Raw genomic sequence first — 20,763 nt, 5'->3', positions numbered from 1 at the left:
GGTCAGTATGGCGGGGCTGCGATGAGCGACTCCCTCACATTAAGGGGCCTCAGCCGAGGGGCGCTCGTCCTGGCGGCGGCCACCGTGGTCAATCTGCCGTTTGGCACCGTTTATGCGTTTTCGGTCTTCCTCAAGCCGATGGAGGCGCTGCTCGGTATAGGTCGGGCCGAGATGGCGATTGTGTTTTCCATGGCATCGATCTTTCTCACGATCGGTATGCTCATCGGCCCCGCCCTTTACCGCCGCTTCGCACCTGTGCCCCTGCTGCTGGTTTGCGGCACCCTGAGCGCCTCTGGCCTGCTGATCTGCGCCGCTGCACAGGGCATCGGGCATTTGTTGCTGGGCTACGGCGTTCTGTTCGGACTGGGCGGCGGGGTGGCTTTCATCATGATGCAACAAGGTCTCAATCAGACCATCAGCCCGATGAGCGGGCTGGCCAACGGCTATGTGGTGAGCCTGTATCCCATGGGTGCCATGCTGGGCGCACCGGTCTTTGGCTGGGCCATCGAGGCTTTCAGCCTGCGGGCCACCCTGGCGGGTCTTGCGCTCACGGTGCTGACTTGCTGCGCCATCGCTGCAATGCTTTGGCACCGGGCCCAGGTTCGCATGCAAGATCCTGGCGCGAGTGCGGCCGACAGCGAAGCCCGCCACTGGGGCTTGTTTGCCCGGCTGTTTGCTGTTTTCTTTCTCGCTGCCTCGGCGGGTCTGATGGTGATGAGCCAGGCCGCTGGCATTTTGCAGGCCTATGGTGCCAAAAGCCTGTTTGCGCTGGGTGGCACCACGTTCATCACCGGTGCGATTGCTGCCGCACGGATTGGTGGGGGCGGGCTCATTGACCGTTTCGCGGTGCCTCGCGTGGCCTGCGCAGCCCACCTGATCGCCCTCAGTGGCTCGGGCCTGTTGTTGACCTGGCCGGGGCCGGGCATGGCGGTCCTGTCCATGACCTTGATCGGTTGCGGCTATGGCTTCATTTCGGGTCTCACGGCTGGGGCCATTGCGCGCTACTGGCATCCAAACGCTTTTGGCCGAGTGGCCAGTCAGTTGTACATTGCCTGGTGCATTGCGGCCATCAGTCTGCCGGTGCTGGCGGGCTGGCTGTACGACCAGACTCAGGGCTATGACCAAGCCATGCGCATTGCCGCTGGCGTGAACCTGCTAGGAGCACTGATGGCTTTGAGCTTGCCGGCGACGGCGCGAGCAAAGCTTCAATTCGGCCACAATCCCAGCCTCGATCGACACACCACGCGTTGAGAACACTGTCGCAAAGATGTCTTCGACCTCCGTCCAGGCTTCTGCCAAAGCTGCGACCGCTTGGTCGAAAAATTCCGATTATTCAACCGTAAATGCAACAGTCTGCTGGCTTTGCCTGCCCATTGAATCTGAAATGGACATAGAGAGTTGGTGACGCCCTTTGGGCAATACAGCTTCCTGAATTTTGATGCCTTCTTTTGTCACCTTTGCCACCCCCAGCAATCGCTGTGTGATATCAATGCGAAAAGCGCCATAAAGGATGCGAAAAGTGTCTGGCTTGGGTTCCGATGGTGGGTTGCCCACAAAGCGAACTTCAATGTTGGTGGGCGCTGATATGGCTTTCGAAATATCCGGCGCAATCAATTCAATTTGCAGCGAACCAGGCTGGCCAACACTGCGCGGGGTAATGACTCCACCTGCAGCAATCGAGGCCGCGGCCTCAGCTTCCGTCACCAAAACAAAGGGCTGTGCCGAACATATGGATGCCGTGCATCCCATTGACAACATAAGAGAGAGGAAATTTTTCATTGGATTCATGGCTGCATCACGGTTCTTACTCTGCGATTGTTCCAATCGACCTTGCGACGCACGACGTCACTTAAATCGGTAATTTGCTGCGATGGAGGCCAACGAGTGAGCCCGGAGTTACTGGCCTATCTTGCATACAGTCAAGACATCGCTCCGTTTATAAAAAAAGAAAATAGAAAACGCGCGAAGAAAAAACCAACAACAGAGAAAGATTATGACGCAGGTTTTGAGCATCACAGCCCTCTAAGCCTGGTAGACCTGAGCGCATTTCTTCAAGCCCTAATGTATTCATCAGCCCAACATGGGCTTCGAGTAAAGGGTAAATACCAATGCGGCATAAAACCATGATTCATCAAAAATTACGCAAACAAAGAATAATCTGAGGGTTTAAATAAAGAGCTGGCCCTGCTCAGACTGCATGGCAACACCCAACGCATATCTTAAGGAATTGATCATGAAGTTATCCCGTGTTTTGCTGCCCATCCTGCTGACCAGCTGGCTGAATGTGGCCTGCGCATCCACCACCGCAACCCCTGCCACCAACACCACCAGCCCCAAACCTGCCACAACGGCCTACGAGCCCGTGCGCGGTCAAGCCGGCAAAGATGTGATCTGGATCCCCACCCCGCCAGGTCTGATCGACAAAATGCTCTCTACAGCCAAGGTCACCGATCAAGATCGATTGTTTGATTTGGGAGCAGGCGACGGCATCATCGCCATCACCGCAGCACGCCAATACGGCACCCAAGCAGTGGGTATTGAGTACAACCCCGACATGGCCCAATTTGCTCGACGCAAAGTTGCCGAAGCTGGCGTGACCGACAAAGTGAAGATCATCACAGGGGACATCTTCAAAGAAGACTTCAGCTCTGCCACCGTGGTCACCCTCTACCTGATGCCTCATCTGAACTTGAAGCTTCGCCCTCTCTTGCTCAAGATGAAGCCAGGCACTCGGGTGGTTTCGCATGCCTTCACCATGGGCGACTGGGAGCCCGACGAAACCATGTCTTATCAACACTCACAAGGCTACTTTTGGGTGGTCCCAGCACAAATTGAGGGCAATTGGGTGATGACCGGGATGGATGGCGGACCCATGCGCGTGAGCATGAGTCAATCCTTTCAAAACATTGGCGGGATGCTCACCCGTGGCAGCCAAAACCACGCCATGTTGGGTGCCAGATTGCGTGGCGATGAAGTCAAATTCCAATTCATCACTCAGGACCGCAAGGTGCACGCTTTCTCTGGTCGCGTAGAAGGTCGCCGCATCACGGGCACTGTGGTCTCTGAATACATGCACACACCTGTCGAACTCACCCGTCCTTGAAATGCATTGGGGGTGTTGATGCCGATGCCCCTTTGATCAGTGCGTTCTTCTGAATACGCTGCCGCCAGCAAAGCTGGCTTGTTTGCCCAACTGTTCTTCTATGCGCAGCGCATGATTCCACTTGATCATGCGCTCGCTTCTGGCGAACGATCCGACTTTAAGTTGTCCGACATTCCAGCCAATGGCCAGGTCGACAATGGTGGTGTCTTCGGTTTCACCTGAGCGGGCAGACACGATGGCTGAATAGCCCATCTCTTTGGCCACATTCCAAGCCTTCAAAGTTTCGGTCAGCGTTCCCTGCTGGTTGGGTTTAAGGAGTACCGTATTGGCAGCGCCTATATTGGCGGCCTCTCGGATGAGATTTGCATTGGAGACCAAAAAATCATCGCCCACAATTTGCAGGCGATGGCCAATGGCTTGGGTAAAGCGAGCGAACCCCACAAGATCGTCTTCAGCCAATGGGTCTTCTATGGAGACGATGGGGTACTTCTCAACCCATCCCAGCAGCATTTCAATCAGGCCATCAGAGTCCAGTAAACGAGATTCAAGTCCAAGGCGGTATTGACCTTGTTGTCCAAATTCGGATGCTGCAATGTCCAAAGCAATGGCGACTTGATCGCCAGGAATAAAGCCTGCGCGTTCGATGGCAAGGACAAGCATTTCCAGGGCTTGCTCGTTGCTTGAAAAGTCAGGCCACCACCCCCCTTCGTCCGCAACGCCCAACAATGAGCCGCGTTGCGCCATCAGCAAGCCTGCATGGCGGTAGACTTCAGCCGTCCACTCCAAAGCCTGGGCGAAACTGCTTGCGCCAGGACATACCACCATGAAGTCTTGAACATCCACACGCCTGCCGGCGTGTGCGCCTCCGCCAAAAATTTGTATTTGAGGCATGGGCAAGCGACCCACTTTCCCTTGACCCAGGTAGCGGTACAGGGGCATATCAGAGGCAGCAGCCATGGCATGCGCCGCGGCCATTGAAACGGCCAATGTGGCATTGGCGCCCAATCGTGACTTGTTGACCGTTCCATCCAGGTCAATGAGCGCCTGGTCAAGCGCAGATTGGTTGTCGGCCTTGGTTCCCACAAGTGCCTTAGAAATTTCACCGTTGACATGGCCGACCGCCTGCATCACATCCAGCCCACCAAACCGATCACCCCCATCCCTTAATTCCAGTGCTTCACGCGTGCCTTTGGAGGCGCCAGCTGGCGCAATGGCTCTGCCCATTGCGCCATCGTTGAGTGTGACCTCGGCTTCTACGGTGGGTCGACCACGACTGTCCCAGACGCGTCTTGCAAAGATCGATTGGATGGCAAACGGTGTCATGTCTTAATTTCCTTGGCCCATGCTTGGGCAATTTCTTGCAAATGGTGGGCTGGCTTGATGAGGAAGGCGCTTGCCACGCGTCTGACATGTTCGCGCTGATGTTCTTGCGTCACATATTCGACTGGAGACTTGCCATCCACTCTGGCCAGCAAAAGTCCAGGTAACAGTCGTGCAGCGCGTGCTTCAAGATCGCTGGGCAGTTCCCAATCGACCGATGCCAAGTAGCTGGTCGTCAGAACTTCAAAACAATGTAAAAAATCAGACGATGAGGCAGGTGTCCACAGACACTTGAGCAATAAATGGTTGAGGCAAAAAGCCAAGTCAAATGCAGGGTCACTCCAAGTGGCGCACTCTGCATCCAACAACAAGGGGCCTTGTGGTCCTAACAGGATATTTTTGGGACTGACATCCCCATGCACCAGTGTTTTGGCATTGCGTTGAGTTTGCAATACCAACTCTTCCAGTGCGTGCGCCAGTTGGGGGTGGCGCTCTGCTGTGGCGAGTAAATAGGGTGCCAGTCTGATTTCAAAAAAAATATTGTCAGTTGGAAATTCGCTGGCCAAATGGCTGTTTTTTGCGGCGTAACTGTGAATTTTAGAAAGGACTTGTCCCATCGCGTTAGCAGTCTGCGAATCAGCATTCCCTGCACGCAACTCATGCTTCCAGACACGGTAGTGATCTGGGTCCAGGTATTGCATGACCAAAACCCCCAGTTCAGGAAGTTGGCCTAAAAATTCTGGCGCGCAATCTGCAGAAACTTGATGGGCAATTTGCAACCATCTGGCTTCATAAAGGTTGCGCTCTACAGGCGCGTACCAATCGGCATTCACCCGCAATTTGGACAACGCACGCTTGGCGCAAACAGAACCCTTTTCAGTGTCGATGCGCCAAATATCAGAGGACACACCACCCGTTAAAGGGGCACCCCACAAGAAAGATGCGTTTGAAAGCCCTAGTTCGTTCAATGTCCGAACGAACTCTGAAGGGACTTCGGATTTAGCCATGATGGGTGTAAGTCGATTCAACCAGCTTGACCAATGAAAATAAGGCTTGGTTAACAGGGGTTGCAACGCCTAGCGCTTGCCCACGTCTCACAATGAAACCATTCAAATGGTCGATTTCACTGGGTTTAGAGCGCGCCATATCTTGTGCAGTGGATGATTTTTGACTTCCCATCGTGAGGGCTATTTTTGCGACGGCTTCCAGAGCGACAGACTCCGATAAATGGATGCCATCGGCCAGCGCCACGGCGATGACTTCCTTCACCAAAGCTGTCTGGGTACTGCGAACCGACTCCAAGGCCGCAAGTTTTTCGTATTGAATTTGCGCCAAGCCTGAAATCGCATTGAATGCACAGTTGATCAGCAATTTGGACCACAACTCGGCCATCACATTTTTTGAAATCTGAACCGGAACCTGGGCTGAACCAAATAACTTCACGATTTCTTGAAGCGTTTGTTGCGAATCCTGCAGCCGTGAAGTCTGCATCGTTCCCATCACAAGATCGCCGCGGCCATGGTGCTTCACACAACCCGGGGCAGGCATTTCTGTGGCCACATAGACGACACAGGGAATCACTGCATGGGGAACCTGTTGTGCAATCAGGGCTGAATTCTCCACGCCGTTCTGCAAACTCATGATCAAAGCATGCGGTGCGAGGTGGGGCGCCATTTGACGTGCGACCGAAGCGCTGTCTGTGGATTTGACACAGAACAAAACCAAGTCTGCACTTTGCAAGCTCGATAAATCACTGCTTGCATCGATGTAGACGATCTCTGTTGCAGATGCTGAAGCCAAATCCAATTTCAGACCGTCGCGCTTAGTCGCCTGCACATGTGCGGGGCGTCCGATGAGCGTCACCTTGTGCCCCGCACGGGCCAGCATGGCACCGTAAAAGCTCCCTACGGCGCCTGCACCAACAACGGCAATGTGCTTAAAAGTGGAGATGCTCATGGCGTCAAAAAATCGTAGCGCAGTTCAAGTAGGTATGCACGGTTGAGATGCGCGGAACAGCTGCCATTTGACATAGCTTACGGTGAGTTATTCAGACCACACCTAGCGCTTAATACGTTCATCAATAACCCTCTTGGCAATGATGCTGTAATCATCATCGGAAAATTCATGATTCCACGAAATCAGCCATTCACATGCATTTATAAAATCTTCGATATATTGCCGCTTATCTCCATCAGACTCTAGTTGATCAAAATATGCTCCAACTGCATCCTCTGAAGACCAAATCACATTCATGACTCCATCTACTTTGTCATACATATCACCATCGAAATCGCCACTGTTTATTAGCTCCTGATAATGGTCATATGTTACTTCGAACTTGGCATTTAAATCTTCCATTTGAGACTCCATGGCGTTTAGGAAATCCGACTACATAAAAATTATGACCCAAGTTTTGGTCACCACTGAATCGCCCCGCATTTCAAGGAGCTTTATGGCCACCCAAACTTCCCCACCTGAATTTATCCGGGACAGGGTCTCAACGCCGACACCGTCGGCACCTGTTGGCAGGCCGCATGTTCTCGGGTGGCTTGATTAATTTCAGCAGCTGACGCAATTCGTAGCGCCCACCATGATCAATGTTGAGCAAACCAGAGCTGTGGAGCTTTTCTAACTGACTCAGGTCCTGGGACGAATAACCAGTTTCAGCTCTCCTGGGTTTGTACCTCCAACCAAGTCAATGGCTGGCAATCCCGAAAACTGACTTTTTGCGCCCGTGCCTGCCACAACAAGAACCCTATGGCGTGCGCATCGGTCTCAGGCGAGTAATGATCCATGTACAGCGTGTTGTAGATGTTGAGTGCGATGGAGGCAGGGTACTTCTGTCCGAGCTCGAGTAGCGCCACTTGGCAGTCCTGACCCCGAAGCTCACGAATCGCTAGAAGGATGCTGCGAGCCGCTACGAGGTTGCGGTCTTCAAGTTTTCCATTGATGGTGCCTAGTGCCTTGTCGGCCTCAGGTGTGACGACCGCAGCGAGCAAGCACACCAAGAACAGCTCCTCATCATCAATGCTACCGTAACGATTTAGGTGCCCAAGAAAGTTCATGGAAGTTCGATAGGCTTGACCCCATTGGCCGCTCTCGACCAAGGAACATACGCGGAGTCTGTTTGTAAATATGGTCTTCCACAAGCCCTTATCGTCAAAGTCTTGCATCATGACTTGGGTCGTCTTCTCATACATCTCGATACATTCGAGAAATTGCTTTCGAAACCACTTAAGTTCGCCGCGGGCGAGTTGGGAGAGATCCCACAGAAGGCTTGCAATTTCATCAATGACCTTCCAGTCCTCGACCCTGCTATAGAGTTGCGTCCACCATTCATCGTCCCACAGGTCCAAGAAACATTCGGCTAAGGCGCGCGCGTACCATGCTGGCAAGCAGCCGTAGGATGCCACCACTTCTAAATATGAAGTTTGAAGGTCGTCCAGTTCTGCGAATGAGTTGTACATCATCACGGCGCTAGGGTCCTCGATACAGGCGAAACGAGTCTCAGACAGAACATCGCCCTCATTCCTAAAGTGCTTCCAATACGCGCGTGCGATACCTAAGCGGGAGTCTGACGGCTTTATGGTTTCATCATGTTGAACTTCAAACGGTAGCCGCGCGAGGAAGGCATCACGAGCAAGCGCGTGCTCGAATCGCCAGTGACCAAAACGTCCTTGCGTGAGGTCCCCATTCAATAGCAACCTAATGTTGACAATGTCCAAGGACGAGATACCCGAGTCGATGTTGGTCTGCACGACAGATAGAATGTCCGTCTGTGCCAGCCCCACATCACTTAATGCGACGCCGCCAATCGCGGTACGCACCAGTGCCTGGCCAAGGACTTCTTCGAGCTTTTTGAATTTTTGCTCGTACAGCCCTTGGACATCATCTGCCAAACCCATAACCGTGTCCCTCAACATGGCAGACACCCTCTCCTCAGGGGAAAGGTGCGGGTAGCGCTGATCGGTCTGTAGATACTCGCTGGCTTCGATCAAGTTCAGCGCATCGGTGGCCAGTGTGAGCCATAACGGATTAGATGAGCCGCGCTTGCCTTCGAGTCCTCTCTTAGAGAGCAACATTTCAATGATCTCGCGGGGCAAGACGCGGTGGTATTTCTGACATAACTTGTCGATGAGATCTTGGGCCTGATGCACTTTCAGACTCTCGAGCATGTAGCACTGGACATCGAAGCGGCGTTGCAATCGTGCTTGGCGCTCACCATTGACCAGGTCGAACAACACCACGGTGACACCCCCGATTGGGGTGGGCGGGATCCAGCTTAAGTATTTCCCCAATGCTGACTCGACCGCTTGTTCGATGCCATCGACAAGAATCATGACCGACTCTTGGCCAGCGGTCTCTTGCAGCAATTGCCAGAATTTTTCTACCAGTGGAAGGTGACTGGTTTTGGTTTTTGTAAGCGATTCGCCTTGAAGCCTGCGCTCGAGAATCGATACCCAACGAGTGAGCATCGCCTCCGTGCTTCCACCCGCGGCTGTGACCCCGAATGTATGTGCTAGAAGTACCCGATCAGGGTGCTGAGTAACAAGCTGATGAGTGAGTGCGAAAACCGTGCTTCGGCCGCTGCCGGGGGCTCCAAGGACCATTGAACACCAGTGGGACCTACTGGCCAGCTTTTCGCTCATAGCCCTTCCCATGACGGCGCGCCGAGAGCGACGCTCCACGAAACGCTCTATTTCATAGCTATCTGCTTGCTCTCGTTCGTTGGAAGGGTCGGTATCTTCGAGCGGGAACGCAACCGTGAACTCTCTCCTGAGATCCTCTTTGACCAACTCGCCAAAGGCTGGGAGGTCGGCGCGACTGTAATGACGCACGCGGTCCGCAAACCTTTCCATGATTAGATCCTTGAGTTGGCGCGTCCTCTCAGATTGCACCAGGTCATCGGCGTCATTGTGAGGATCGTCCTCGCCATCTAAGTGCTGCTCAATATAAAAGTAAGGAATGACCTTATCGCTATTGAATATCCCGTAATCGATCTCAAGATGAGTAACAGACTTTCCCTCAACGTCATGATCTGGGAAACCCATTTCACGAAATACCGCCTTGGCCAGCGGCTGTGGAGGTACCCACCCGTATCTCTTGCCTACCAAAACAATGATGAATGGCTGGCTTCGGGTGATCTCATTGAGGCAGGCCCGCAAAATATGCTTTTCTTTAAGCTCAGCATGCTCGAGGCCCTCGCTATTGACACCCCAGCGCAAATCGATGGGCTCTAAATGCATCCGTCGTTGCGCTAAGAACTCGCCCATCCAAGGAAACACAAAACGCCAGAGATAATCCCTCTCCAGGTGCATGTCTCTGAACGTAGAGGAAATGAATACGGGCTGGTTGCGCCAACTTAATGCTGTCATGCTCCGCTGAAGGTCCTATATGTTTTCATGTCTTTACAATTACGCTTGCATTTTGTAGTCGCTCAAAATTTACCAAAACGATTATTCGCATTTCAGTGATGGCGGACACTAATTCTTGAGCTTGACCATCTCGGCTTACAGCATCTTAAGGTCACTTGACTGAGGTTGTTCTGACTTTTTGAACTTATTGACCCAACCGTACAGAACCCCCTCGGGAATTCCAAGCCGCTTGGCAACATCGGCGACGGCATGACCTTTATCGATGACTTGCTTGACCGTCTCGGACTTGAACTCGGCAGCATATTTCGTTCGATCCATTTGCATGGCTCCTCTTCAGTTTTGACATCATCATTTGTCTACTGATTTGGGGGAATGCCAGTACGACGTTTTCGTAATACTCTGAAGGCATAAAAAAAGCACCAGGATTGCGCCGAGTGCTTGATTTAATTGGGAATTATTGGTGGGCGATGCAAGTTTCGAACTTGCGACCCCTGCAGTGTGAAAACGCCAACATTTCACCTTTTTCCCCTTTAAAAACAACAACTTAGCTGTTTTCGACTGGGTCAAAGTAGTATACTTGTAGTATACCTATGTAATTACAAAGTGATATTAAAATTTCACTTCTGTGACGCCAGCTGTAAACCAGTGTCATTTCTTTTTACGGTGCTAGTTTTTTAAGCACTTGCAGAACGTCCATTGTGGCTCAGAAACGGCTCAATGTATATAAAGTTTCAAGCCCCGGACCGGCAATGTGCATAGAGTTTTGGTTCACACTGGCCAATATATATAAAGTTTTCGCTCAAACACACTCAATGTATATGGAGTTTTGGTTGGCACTGGGCAATGTGAATCGCCCCGGGGCGATTCATAGTGCAGTCATATCCATTACCAACGTAACTCAGGATTCTTAGGTGTTAAGCGAACAGCACCTTGACCTTTGGGCCCGACATGCTTTACTTCGAGTCGATACAGCCTTTTGAATGACTTGAAGAGGCTTGTCTCAATTATCTTTAGGTCTGATGGATTGGCGCATCGGTAGGCATAACTTGCATCAATGTCTGCGTGTCCTCCATCAAACTTAGGCAGGCCTACTTGAGCTGATATAAGTTGGCATCCTGCACTTGGATTGACTACCCATAACAAACCCGCATCTTGTAGTATTTTTCCTGCTGCTTCAAGTGTGGCTTTTTCTTTGTCATTCTTTGGCTTTCTCTCAAAGCCAATAGCTACGTCAAGCGGAAGTTCTAAATTCAAGCTTAAATTTCCTTTATCAACAGCCACATCCAAACGGCCTTCACCATGAACATGTTTTTTTCCATGGGCATGAGCGACTGTACTCAAAACGATCAACACCAAATAAGTCAAAAAAGTTTTTTTCACAAGGTTTCTCCAACCATCAAATTGTTTCAAAGCAAGGTGATGGCAATACCCATCAAAATGCAAAGTGAATGCCACCCGAGCCCCTGAAATTCAAACTTGAGCCTGGGCAACAAATCAGCAATGGCAATGTAGATGAAACTGGCTGCGGCAACGATCACGATATAGGGAATCCACGCTTCAGTGTGCTCCAGTGATAAAAAAGCGACGATGCCGCCAGCCACCGATGCCACGCTGGAGACACCATTCCAAAACAACGCTTTTTTACGCGCCCATCCAGCGGCAAGCAATATTGCAAAATCGCCAGCTTCTTGGGGAATCTCATGAGCAATAACGGCCAGTGTAGTTGCCCATCCTAATGCCGGGTCTGTGAGAAAAGCAGCGGCGATGAGCACGCCATCCGTGAAGTTGTGAAATCCATCACCGATCAAAATTCCCAAGACGCCTGCATCGCCGTGTTGATGCCCTGAGCTGTGCACCTTGAAGCTTTTTTGCAGATGACCTTCGTCAGCATGATGATGCGAGTGACGCCAGATGGTCAGTTTTTCTAAAGCAAAGAAGCCTAAAACGCTGGCCAGTAAAACGGGGAAAACCTCTTGAGGTGTCAATCCAGAACTCAAGGCCTCAGGCAACAAATGCAGCATGGAAGTCGCGAGAAGTACCCCCGTAGAAAAGCTGACCGCATAGGACAACCATTTTTTTGGAAGGCCAGACATCACCAGGAAAGCAGCCAATAAACTCAGCACCCCCCCGAGCAGACAAGCCATCAAAATTTGCAGGATCAACGGCATTTAAATTTCACAATCAATCAGTGAGGACCAGGTTATCAATCAATACTCAGACGGCTGGACGCTTTTGCAAGATAGAACCATTCCTGATCAACCTGTGCGCTAGGGTTTGGGAACACAATCCATCCGTCTTGATCGGCAAATAGCCCTGTGCCATCCTTGCGATGAGCAATCAAGTCGCCCTGCTTGACGACTTCAAAACTTCGCCATTCACGACAAAATTGATCGTCGGGATGCAAACGGTCCACAACGCGATACATATTGATCACTTGGTGAGGACTTCCTGGTTCAGAAGGTGCTCCACTGGATGACATGCCCAGATGCACTAAGGCTTTGCAGATGGCAGCATAGGCAAGCTCTGGCGCTGCAGTGTCTTCGTGCTGACCACATTCCAATGTGATGCCAATGCCGCCCATACGCCTCATGGTTTCAGTTGTACCCATGCCGTAATTGATGTTGGCATCCACGCCACGATCTTGGCGTTCATACACGCCCCTGGCGTAGGTATCCAGCCAGCCTTCGACAAATCGATGAACACCCAAGCTTCGCGCGAAATCTTCTTCTTCATCCGCACGGGCAAACGCCTCCAGCTCACCATCGTTATTGGGCGGTCCAATCATGGCAAAGGGGATGCCCGGCGTGTGAAATGAGTGAAGATCCAAAAGCACATCGTGAGCTGCGAGCATCGGACAAAGCACATTGCAGACGTGGTCTTCAAAGTCCTGTGGCGTTGCAGTGACTTGCATATTCCGATTCAAATTGCGCTGACCCTCACGCCGTCCATTTTGATAGGCAAGCGGATTGGTAATGGGAATCAATGTCAGTGTTCCCCTTTCAATGGGAAGCATTCCTGCTTCTATGTCTTGGCGGATTTTCTGAATAGCAACTGCGCCACAAGTCTCGTTGCCATGCACGGCCCCAAGAACGATCAACTTGGGACCTGTTTGCAAGCCCGCAAATTGGTAAACGGTCAAACTGCTTGGTGTTGTGTTGTCGTTCATTGCCTGCTCGCTTCAAAGTAGCGTGGGATTGGGAGCATCCCCATAAACCGATTTGGGATCAAACGTTTTTGTGTTTTCTGCGAAAGAGAGCTTGCCCGTCTTTAATTCAACGGTACGGTAAAAACAACTGCGGTAGCCAACGTGGCAACTGGCAGGTTCGCTGCGTATTCCGCTTGAGAGTGACACACATAGCCACACCGCATCCTGATCGTCGTCAATGCGCATTTCGACCACGCGCTGCACCAGCCCGCTGGAACTGCCTTTGCGCCACAGCACCTGGCGGCTGCGGCTCCAGTAGTGCGCTTCGCCTGTCAGCAGGGTGAGTTCCAGTGCTTCACGGTTCATATAGCCCAGCATCAGAACCCCCCTTGTCATGGCATCTGTGGTCACGCAGGCAATCAGTCCATCGCGATCGAATTTGGGTGCCAGTTCGAATCCTTCTTCGACCTGCTCGACCGAGATTCTGGACGCAAAGAGCAGGCCTGCTGATCCGGATGTTTCGGCTGTTATGGAGTTACTCATATGGAACCCAATCCAATTTCAGGAATTGACCATGCCACGGCATCATGGGGATGCAAACTCTCCAAATGGCGCACAAAAATCTCGGGGTGCTCATATCCTTGAAGAGAGGCTTTGATACGGCGTGCAGCATCTTCAACAAACATCAGGTTCTGTCCGTTCAAGGCTGCGAATGCCTGCTCATCCGCTCGCTTGACTGCGGTCTGTACTGGGGTTCCCAGCGCTTGCTCAATGCACTCGATCAGTGCCAGCATTCCTAAACTGCTTGAAGCTTCGTTGACATCGACCGTGACATGCGCTTGACTGCGTTGACTGTGTGGCGTTGCTGCACTGGCATTGTGTCGAATCCACTCAGCCACCTGATGCTGGTTCAGCGAAGGTTGCTTTGCAAATTCAGCCAGGAATGCTTGTTCTATCAATTGCCTGGCTAATGCTGCAGAACAAGGACATGTCGACGAGTAACCCACTTTGACTTGCATGCGGCAATGAAATTGACCACTCATCAGTGAGGCCCGGATGGTGATCGGATAAGACTTCCATCCCGCGAGGCCTTCAGTGACCAATGCTGGGCGACGCAGTAGCAAGTTGAAATTCAGTTGGAGCCTGGCATTTTCGCTTTGACAATCCGCGTGACTCTCCATCATGGCTTTCAAAACTTGGTGAATTCCAGCTGCAGTCAAACCCTGTCCGTTCCCCATCGCGTCGAGCAATCTAAACAGCCGTGACATGTGAATGCCTTTGATGTGCGGCGCTGGAAGGTTGACCTGCACATCGGCACAAGCATGCAACTCGCGGCTACACCCAGGCTCATCAACGGTCAGAGGCAAGTCAATACCCTGCATGCCAACCCAGGTGAGTGCACTGTGGCGGGGTGCGCTTTCTGATAATGAAATGTCAGGAAGGAAGCTGGGCTTAGTCGATTGGTTCATGGGTAAGGTTTCAAGGGTGATGTCACCCGATTGGTTTCAATGAAATCGATGGAATACGGGCATGAATTCCTTGTCGAAGACGCTCGGGTCGAAGGTTGCGGCTGAGCAAGCCATCAGCGCTGTTTTGGTGCAACTGAGCACACACCAAAATCTGTTCAGCGCTTGTTTCATCAGCGGCAAGACCCCCAAACATGTAGGTGAATTTTTCATGCGCCTGTAGGGAAACCGTACAGTGCCTGTTGCAACCACTCATACATTCCACAGCACGTATCGGAAAACTCAGCCCATCACGTAAAGCCATGTTTTCTACCGCCTCCAGCAGTGCGCGTCCAGGCCGAGGATGTTCCCGTGGCAAGTCAGCTGGGCGACACAGAACGCAGATCAGTATTTCTGTACTCATGATGTGCTCCTGGTCATCGATTCCCTGGCAGCATCAAGAACGAGCACCAGACGGGCAATCCCTTGGCCGGTGATGCTTGGCGAGCGATGCACAACACCGCCTTCATGCGCCTGCCCCGGCCAGCCGCACCCTTTAAAGAACGCCACATCACCGGTCTTCATGGTCGATGCCCATGGCACTTCATCCTCTGACTTTTCTAAAGTCTGCCTGCTAAAGTCTGAGGGCACCCACATGGTGCCTGGGCCACGATAAGTACATACCATGCGCAGCGGTGTGCAATCACGGTGCCATTTTTTGCACGCATTGTCCGTGATGACGTCCAGACGCAGTTGCACCTTGTCGCAAGCTGCCTGCGTTAAAAAAATTTGGATCAGTTTTGCAATGTCTTCTACGAAATCGTTTCTTGACTGGCCATGCGGCGTGCCACTGGCATCACAGGCAGCTTGCAGCGCAGGGATTGCTTCATCCAAGGAAACTTGAAGGCGGCAACACGGCAGTGTTTGGCTTGGCAACTGCGTTAACCACGCTTGCCAATCATTGCGAACCCCACGCTGCCAGACAGAGATTGCAACGCCCGTTTCAGCGATGGATTGCAATACTGCAGGCTCGACACCGAGCCGAACCTCCTGCGACGCTGTTTGAACGTGCAGATCTTCAAGGCATCCAGCATGGATACTGACGTTCAAGTGAATTTCAGCCGATTCATCGACTTTTTCGACAATGGTTTGTTGGTGGTTTGTCATGTTGTACCTCCACATCAGGGTGATGCAAGCGGGCTGTCACGGGCATGGATCCACCGCTTGACTGACAGGCGCGATGTGACAAGCGATTGATCACGCGTGCGACGTCCAGATCGGCTGCTGTCACTGGGTCCAGAACCGTCAATTGGCGCAAAGCAGAAACCACGCGCCATGCGTCATCTCGGCTAAGTCGGGGCATCGTTTAATTCAGTGCGCGTTGGGCGCTCTGGCGGGCCTTCGTGCACAACTCGAATGAAGGTCTCATCAGCTTCGACCCAGCTTTCGTGCTGAAAAAGACGAAACAGTTCCAGCACAGGTTCGATAACTTCTGTTCGCGGTTGCCGACCGCTATAGGGTCGGTTCAAAACAATGGAAAAGTAGCCGTCTCGACGATAGGGATTACCGCATGGCCCCGAGGTCAAAAACCAAACCGTGTAGTTCAATCCACCTCCTTGGCAACTGACTGGTTCTGCGGAGAACAACACCTTGGTGATAACACTGAGCGACAGGTGGCAATGGTGATCGTGTTGGTCGCCAATTTGCCAGGAAATATGACCCGCCTCCTCATAGCGGTGGATGCCATCAAGCCGCTCTGTCTTGAACTCAATCAAGGTTCTGTCGCGGAAGATGACCAATGAGGCATCACGCAAAGCCAGCGCCTTACGCAGCAAGGGCAGTAGTGGTGGGTCAAAGGGTGCAAGTTCAGGAAGGGCTGGGCTTGAAATGGCGGCAAGGGCTGTGTCCCAATCAACGCCTTCACCATGCCCAACAGCTTTGCCCAAGAGGTTTAACAACTGAGGGCCAATAGGACCAACCTGCACCTCTGGATCAATGCGCACCTCCACCAGATCGGGGCGCTCCCTTGCCTCTTGCACTGCTTGAACGAGGAACTGCAAGGCAATATCTTCGTTTAACTGGTCCTCTGAATAGGGTGTTTCCAGCATCAAGGATACAAGCCAGCGATCTGTCGGTGCACCACCCGCACCCAGGGTGAGCAAGCGCATTTCGAACGAGGGCTTGAAGTTCAGGCAAACGCTGGGAGCAACTGTATAGGCCAGTTTGTGTATTCGGCCAAAATCAACGTGCAAGTGATGCGACTGCCCCTCCAAACGCACTTCCCGAACACCGTTGAAACAACCGTCGTAGATGGCTGGTAACAGTTTGGCTTGACCGTCCGGAATAATCTCTGAAATTGCACCGTCTGACCAACGTCCGCATGCGATGGTGACGTCTTTGCGTTCAAGCCATCGAGACACCGAGTGATGAAAAAACTGCGCTTGAGCCGAAAACGCATCAACCTGAGGGGCAGACGTTTGTTCGCTCATACTGACTGAACCTCGCCTGCCACACACTGCGCCAAACCCTTGAGCAAGACTTCCTTGGGCATGTCTCGACCAATGAAGACCAATTTGCTCTCCCGCGTTTCACCAGGTTTCCAGGCGTTGCCGTAGTCGCTGCCCATGAGCATGTGCACCCCTTGAAGCACCACCCGTTTATTGATGCCCAAGATGTTCAGCACACCTTTGTAGCGCATCAGTTGAGTTCCATAGACCTGCACAATGCTGCCAAGGAAATCTTCGATCCGAACCATGTCAAGCGGGCGTGATTCTCGAAAAACAAATGAACTCACATCGTCGTCGTGCTCATGATCGACATCGGTCAGGAAGTCGGGTTCGATCTCCAGAATGGCGCCGAGGTTAAAGCCACGGATGTCAAGCAAGTCGTTGATGGCAGCCACTCCATGCTGGGCTTCGGCGATTTTTGCGCGGGGGTTCATTTTCACAAGCCGTTGGCGCAACCGTGCAACTTCACTGGGCGTGACGACATCGGTTTTGGTGATCAGGATGCGGTCAGCAAAGCCTACTTGTTCTTGCGCTTCGTGGTGTTCGTCGAGTTGCTGCGGGGCGTGTTTGGCATCTACCATGGTCACGATGGCATCCAACAAATAGTGCTGAACAATGTCTTCGTCAACGAAGAATGTCTGGGCTACGGGTGCGGGGTCTGCAAGCCCGGTGGTTTCGATGATCACGCGGTCAAAATGCAGTGTGCCTGATGACTTCTTTGCATGCAATTCGCCCAGAATGCGCACCAAGTCGCCGCGCACTGTGCAGCAAATGCAACCGTTGTTCATCTCGACGATCTGCTCATCGCCGTCTTGCACCAGCAAGTCGTTGTCGATACCGGCTTCGCCAAACTCGTTTTCGATCACAGCGATGCGGTGACCGTGTTGCTCTTTGAGGATGCGGTTGAGTAAGGTGGTTTTACCGCTTCCCAGGAAGCCGGTGAGGATGGTGACGGGGATCAGCGACATGGTGATTTCCTTTTCAATCTTGCTTCTTGACTCGTGGCAACAATCTGGGCAAGACCGATCGCTTTTCGCAGCTCTGAGGCAACAACTGCTTCTTCATGCAAGCGCCTCAGTTCTTTGCCACTCTGGAAATGGGTCAGGCAGGTCGGTCCAACCTGCGTAGCCCTTTTGGCCCTTGCGTGTCTCGGTGAAGTTCAGATGCATGGCCTTCCAAGCCTGCTCGATGGCTGCACGGTCCATCTGGCGACCAATAAAAACCACTTCATTGAGCCGATCCCCATGTGGCTGCTTCCAGCGCGCATCAATGTCGCGGCGCTCTGCGCTGCCCACAGCAGGCAAACTGCTTCTGGGCGCAGCCGCCCACCAGCGGCCCACGGGCTCATGCGTGGCCGTGTTGCCTGTTCGCGAATAGCTCACAACCCAATCGGGGCGACTGGCCAACCAGACATAGCCCTTGGCCCTGAGAAGTCCCGGCAATGGCAACTCCATGAAGGTAGAGAATCGCCACGGGTGCAGTGGCTCCCGGCTTCTGAGGACAAAACTCTCGATGCCATAGGCTTCGGTCTCTGGCGTATGCCGACCTTCCAATTCGTGCACCCATCCTGGCATCTGACTGGCGCGCTCCATGTCAAAGAGCCCTGTTCCAAGTACCTCTTTGAGCTCAATGCGACCATGGTCTGAAAAGATGATTTTCGCGACCGGATTCAAGGCTTTGACTACGGATACCACTTCATCACGTCGCGTTGCGTCTACTTTATCGATCTTGTTGACCACCACGACATCGGCAAACTCAATCTGTTCAGCCAATAGGGCAGCCAAGGTTCGGGTGTCTTCTGGCCCAGCCGTTTCACCACGCTGCTCCAGCAAATCGGTGCTGCTGTAGTCGGTCAGCAAGTTGAATGCGTCCACCACGGTCACCATGGTGTCAATACTGGCAACTTCGCTCAATGAGTTGCCATCCTTATCAGTGAAGTCAAATGTTGCAGCCACGGGTAGCGGCTCGCCAATGCCAGTGGATTCAATCAGCAAGTAGTCAAACCGGCCTTCAGCTGCCAATTTTCTGACCTCAAGTAACAAGTCCTCGCGCAACGTGCAGCAAATACAACCGTTGCTCATTTCGACCAGTTTTTCATCTGTTCTAGACAAAGCGGCACCCGCATTGTTTGCGGCTTGGTCTACCAGGGCCGCATCAATGTTCACCTCGCTCATGTCATTGACGATGACCGCCACACGCAGCCCCTCACGATTGGCCAATACATGGTTGAGCAATGTGGTCTTACCTGCGCCCAGGAAACCTGAAAGTACGGTCACGGGCAAGCGTGTTGGTTTGGGGGTAGTCATGGACTTGGGGCTTGGGTTAGATATTTCATGCGATTTAATGCTAATGATATTTTATTCGCAATAAGAAATTGGCACAATGCCTTTTCGCTGCCATGATCAGCGTACCTATAAAGCAAACTGATACCAAAATGGAAAGAAAAACTCGGCAATACCAAGCGATCTTCGAGGTAATTGCCCAGGGGCGGCGGCCATCGGGCCTTGGCGCGCATTGGCTGTGGTGGGCGCAAAAGTGTTCGCACTGTTTCCACGGTCGCAGCCTCTCGCCCCCTGACCTACACTGAGGCCATGATCCAAGGCCTCGTTCAACTCTTCCTCTTCCAAGCCCTCGGCGAGCTGCTGTCCAAGTTCGCCCTGCCCTTCATCCCAGGGCCCGTGCTGGGTCTGGTTTTGCTGTTGGCGTTTTTGGCCCTGCGCGGTCATGTGCCTGCGTCCATGGACCTGGTGGGCAGCGGCATTTTGCAGCACCTGGGGCTGTTGTTCATTCCTGCATCGGTGGGTGTGGTGCTGTATTTGCCGGTGTTGCAGGCCAACGCATGGGCCATCACAGCGGCGCTGGTGCTGAGCGTGGTGGCCACGGTGGCGGTGACCGCCTTGGTGCTCAAACTGTTCGCCAAAAAGGACAGCGCGCCATGAACAACACCCTGCCGCCCATCTCGGACATTTGGGTCTATCTCTCGGGCAGCCCGCTGCTGGCTTTGGTGCTCACGCTCAGCGCTTACCTGCTGGGCCTGACCTTGTACGAGCGCAGCCAGCGCAACCCACTGGCCAACCCGGTGCTGATTGCGGTGGTGCTGGTGTGCATCGGCATCAGCGTGATCGACATGCCCTATGCGCAATACTTTGAAGGCGCGCAGTTTGTGCACTTCTTGCTGGGCACGGCCACGGTGTCGCTGGCCATTCCGATTTACAAGGGCTTTGCCTCGCTCAAGGGGCGCATGGGTGTGTTGCTGCTGTCGCTCATGGCGGGCGGCGTGACTTCGGTACTGACGGCGGTGGGCATGGCGCGTTGGCTGGGTGTGGACGAAGCGCTGGTGCGCGGTCTGGTGGCCAAGTCGGTCACCGCACCGATTGCCATGGGCGTTGCCGAGCGGGTGCAAGCCTCACCCACCCTGACCGCCATCTTTGCGGTGGGTACAGGCATCTTGGGCGCGGTGCTTGGCCGCTATGTGCTCGACGCCCTGCGCGTGACGGCCTGGTGGCAACGCGGCTTTGCCCTGGGCGTGGCCGCGCACGGCATTGGTACCTCACGCGCTTTCAGCGTGAACGCCGAGGCTGGTGCCTATGCCAGCTTGGGCATGGGGCTGCATGGCATTGCAGGGGCCATGTTGATCCCGTATGCGGTGGCATGGTGGTTTTAAGATTTGTTTTGAGCTTGGCACAGCAACCGGGTCGGAGGGATACCAAGGCTCGCTGGACTGAGTAGCTGGACTCGTTTCAAAACAAACGTAGCGTTTTTTCCAAGCTGAGCACAGCGCTAGCTGTGTATGCGCAGTGGCAAAAAACAATGCGACATTGACACCACGCAGGCATCATTGTTTAGACATTGAATTAGGCTTGTTTGG

General features: G+C 52.9%; 22 protein-coding genes. 5 read left to right on the top strand and 17 right to left on the bottom strand.

The window, feature by feature from the left end:
- Nucleotides 1-21: 21 nt before the first annotated feature.
- Nucleotides 22-1,251 carry an MFS transporter gene (locus tag ABWQ00_RS02925; RefSeq protein WP_353237162.1) on the top strand — a complete coding sequence of 410 codons (1,230 nt, stop codon included), beginning with the start codon at nt 22-24 and terminating at the stop codon, nt 1,249-1,251.
- Between the two features lie 78 nt (nt 1,252-1,329).
- Here ABWQ00_RS02925 and ABWQ00_RS02920 read toward each other — a convergent pair whose 3' ends face one another.
- Complete coding sequence (locus ABWQ00_RS02920; RefSeq protein WP_353237161.1) at nt 1,330-1,788, bottom strand: hypothetical protein; 459 nt, start codon at nt 1,786-1,788, stop codon at nt 1,330-1,332.
- A gap of 96 nt (nt 1,789-1,884) precedes the next feature.
- Between ABWQ00_RS02920 and ABWQ00_RS02915 the strand changes: the two genes are divergently transcribed.
- Nucleotides 1,885-2,127: a hypothetical protein gene (locus ABWQ00_RS02915; protein ID WP_353237160.1), complete on the top strand. Its 243-nt coding sequence runs from the start codon at nt 1,885-1,887 to the stop codon at nt 2,125-2,127.
- Between the two features lie 106 nt (nt 2,128-2,233).
- A complete protein-coding gene (locus ABWQ00_RS02910) occupies nt 2,234-3,103 on the top strand; it encodes an SAM-dependent methyltransferase (protein ID WP_353237159.1) in 870 nt (289 codons plus the stop codon).
- A gap of 36 nt (nt 3,104-3,139) precedes the next feature.
- On the opposite strand, the gene eno is transcribed toward ABWQ00_RS02910, so the two are convergent.
- The 16 genes from eno to ABWQ00_RS02830 form a co-directional block, all read right to left on the bottom strand.
- A complete protein-coding gene (gene eno / locus ABWQ00_RS02905) occupies nt 3,140-4,426 on the bottom strand; it encodes a phosphopyruvate hydratase (protein WP_353237158.1) in 1,287 nt (428 codons plus the stop codon).
- Nucleotides 4,423-5,430: a phosphotransferase gene (locus ABWQ00_RS02900; RefSeq protein WP_353237157.1), complete on the bottom strand. Its 1,008-nt coding sequence runs from the start codon at nt 5,428-5,430 to the stop codon at nt 4,423-4,425. Before ABWQ00_RS02900 ends, eno begins: the two co-directional genes overlap by 4 nt.
- Complete coding sequence (locus ABWQ00_RS02895; RefSeq protein ID WP_353237156.1) at nt 5,423-6,379, bottom strand: ketopantoate reductase family protein; 957 nt, start codon at nt 6,377-6,379, stop codon at nt 5,423-5,425. The genes ABWQ00_RS02900 and ABWQ00_RS02895 overlap by 8 nt, the downstream gene beginning before the upstream one ends.
- Before the next feature lie 102 nt (nt 6,380-6,481).
- Nucleotides 6,482-6,781 carry a hypothetical protein gene (locus tag ABWQ00_RS02890; protein ID WP_353237155.1) on the bottom strand — a complete coding sequence of 100 codons (300 nt, stop codon included), beginning with the start codon at nt 6,779-6,781 and terminating at the stop codon, nt 6,482-6,484.
- Nucleotides 6,782-7,086: 305 nt separating this feature from the next.
- Complete coding sequence (locus ABWQ00_RS02885; protein ID WP_353237154.1) at nt 7,087-9,798, bottom strand: DUF4062 domain-containing protein; 2,712 nt, start codon at nt 9,796-9,798, stop codon at nt 7,087-7,089.
- Between the two features lie 135 nt (nt 9,799-9,933).
- On the bottom strand, nt 9,934-10,122 hold the full coding sequence (locus ABWQ00_RS02880) for a transposase (protein WP_353237153.1): 189 nt from the start codon (nt 10,120-10,122) through the stop codon (nt 9,934-9,936).
- 561 nt (nt 10,123-10,683) lie between these two features.
- Nucleotides 10,684-11,178: a DUF2796 domain-containing protein gene (locus ABWQ00_RS02875; protein ID WP_353237152.1), complete on the bottom strand. Its 495-nt coding sequence runs from the start codon at nt 11,176-11,178 to the stop codon at nt 10,684-10,686.
- A 26-nt stretch (nt 11,179-11,204) separates the two neighbouring features.
- Nucleotides 11,205-11,966: a ZIP family metal transporter gene (locus ABWQ00_RS02870; RefSeq protein WP_353237151.1), complete on the bottom strand. Its 762-nt coding sequence runs from the start codon at nt 11,964-11,966 to the stop codon at nt 11,205-11,207.
- Nucleotides 11,967-12,001: 35 nt separating this feature from the next.
- On the bottom strand, nt 12,002-12,964 hold the full coding sequence (locus tag ABWQ00_RS02865; protein ID WP_353237150.1) for a M14 family metallopeptidase: 963 nt from the start codon (nt 12,962-12,964) through the stop codon (nt 12,002-12,004).
- A 12-nt stretch (nt 12,965-12,976) separates the two neighbouring features.
- On the bottom strand, nt 12,977-13,486 hold the full coding sequence (gene hisI, locus ABWQ00_RS02860) for a phosphoribosyl-AMP cyclohydrolase (RefSeq protein ID WP_353237149.1): 510 nt from the start codon (nt 13,484-13,486) through the stop codon (nt 12,977-12,979).
- Nucleotides 13,483-14,412 (bottom strand): GTP cyclohydrolase FolE2, encoded by a 930-nt coding sequence (gene folE2 / locus ABWQ00_RS02855; RefSeq protein ID WP_353237148.1) that lies wholly within the window; start codon nt 14,410-14,412, stop codon nt 13,483-13,485. The genes hisI and folE2 overlap by 4 nt, the downstream gene beginning before the upstream one ends.
- A gap of 22 nt (nt 14,413-14,434) precedes the next feature.
- Nucleotides 14,435-14,812 carry a DUF1636 family protein gene (locus tag ABWQ00_RS02850; RefSeq protein ID WP_353237147.1) on the bottom strand — a complete coding sequence of 126 codons (378 nt, stop codon included), beginning with the start codon at nt 14,810-14,812 and terminating at the stop codon, nt 14,435-14,437.
- Nucleotides 14,809-15,555 (bottom strand): DUF1826 domain-containing protein, encoded by a 747-nt coding sequence (locus tag ABWQ00_RS02845; protein ID WP_353237146.1) that lies wholly within the window; start codon nt 15,553-15,555, stop codon nt 14,809-14,811. Before ABWQ00_RS02845 ends, ABWQ00_RS02850 begins: the two co-directional genes overlap by 4 nt.
- Before the next feature lie 182 nt (nt 15,556-15,737).
- Nucleotides 15,738-16,877 (bottom strand): hypothetical protein, encoded by a 1,140-nt coding sequence (locus ABWQ00_RS02840; protein ID WP_353237145.1) that lies wholly within the window; start codon nt 16,875-16,877, stop codon nt 15,738-15,740.
- Nucleotides 16,874-17,863 (bottom strand): CobW family GTP-binding protein, encoded by a 990-nt coding sequence (locus ABWQ00_RS02835; protein WP_353237144.1) that lies wholly within the window; start codon nt 17,861-17,863, stop codon nt 16,874-16,876. Before ABWQ00_RS02835 ends, ABWQ00_RS02840 begins: the two co-directional genes overlap by 4 nt.
- Before the next feature lie 93 nt (nt 17,864-17,956).
- Entirely contained in the window at nt 17,957-19,201 is a 1,245-nt protein-coding gene (locus ABWQ00_RS02830; protein WP_353237143.1) for a GTP-binding protein, read from the bottom strand.
- A gap of 285 nt (nt 19,202-19,486) precedes the next feature.
- On the opposite strand from ABWQ00_RS02830, the gene ABWQ00_RS02825 reads away from it, so the two are divergent.
- Both ABWQ00_RS02825 and ABWQ00_RS02820 read left to right on the top strand, forming a co-directional pair.
- A complete protein-coding gene (locus tag ABWQ00_RS02825) occupies nt 19,487-19,834 on the top strand; it encodes a CidA/LrgA family protein (protein WP_089957336.1) in 348 nt (115 codons plus the stop codon).
- Entirely contained in the window at nt 19,831-20,559 is a 729-nt protein-coding gene (locus ABWQ00_RS02820) for an LrgB family protein (RefSeq protein WP_353237142.1), read from the top strand. The genes ABWQ00_RS02825 and ABWQ00_RS02820 overlap by 4 nt, the downstream gene beginning before the upstream one ends.
- Nucleotides 20,560-20,763: the final 204 nt, after the last annotated feature.

The organism is Limnohabitans sp. (genome assembly GCF_040400975.1).
Classification (GTDB): Bacteria; Pseudomonadota; Gammaproteobacteria; order Burkholderiales; family Burkholderiaceae_C; genus Limnohabitans_A.
The sequence above is the reverse complement of the archived record's forward strand: the minus strand, read 5'-3'. Positions and strand labels throughout refer to the sequence as shown.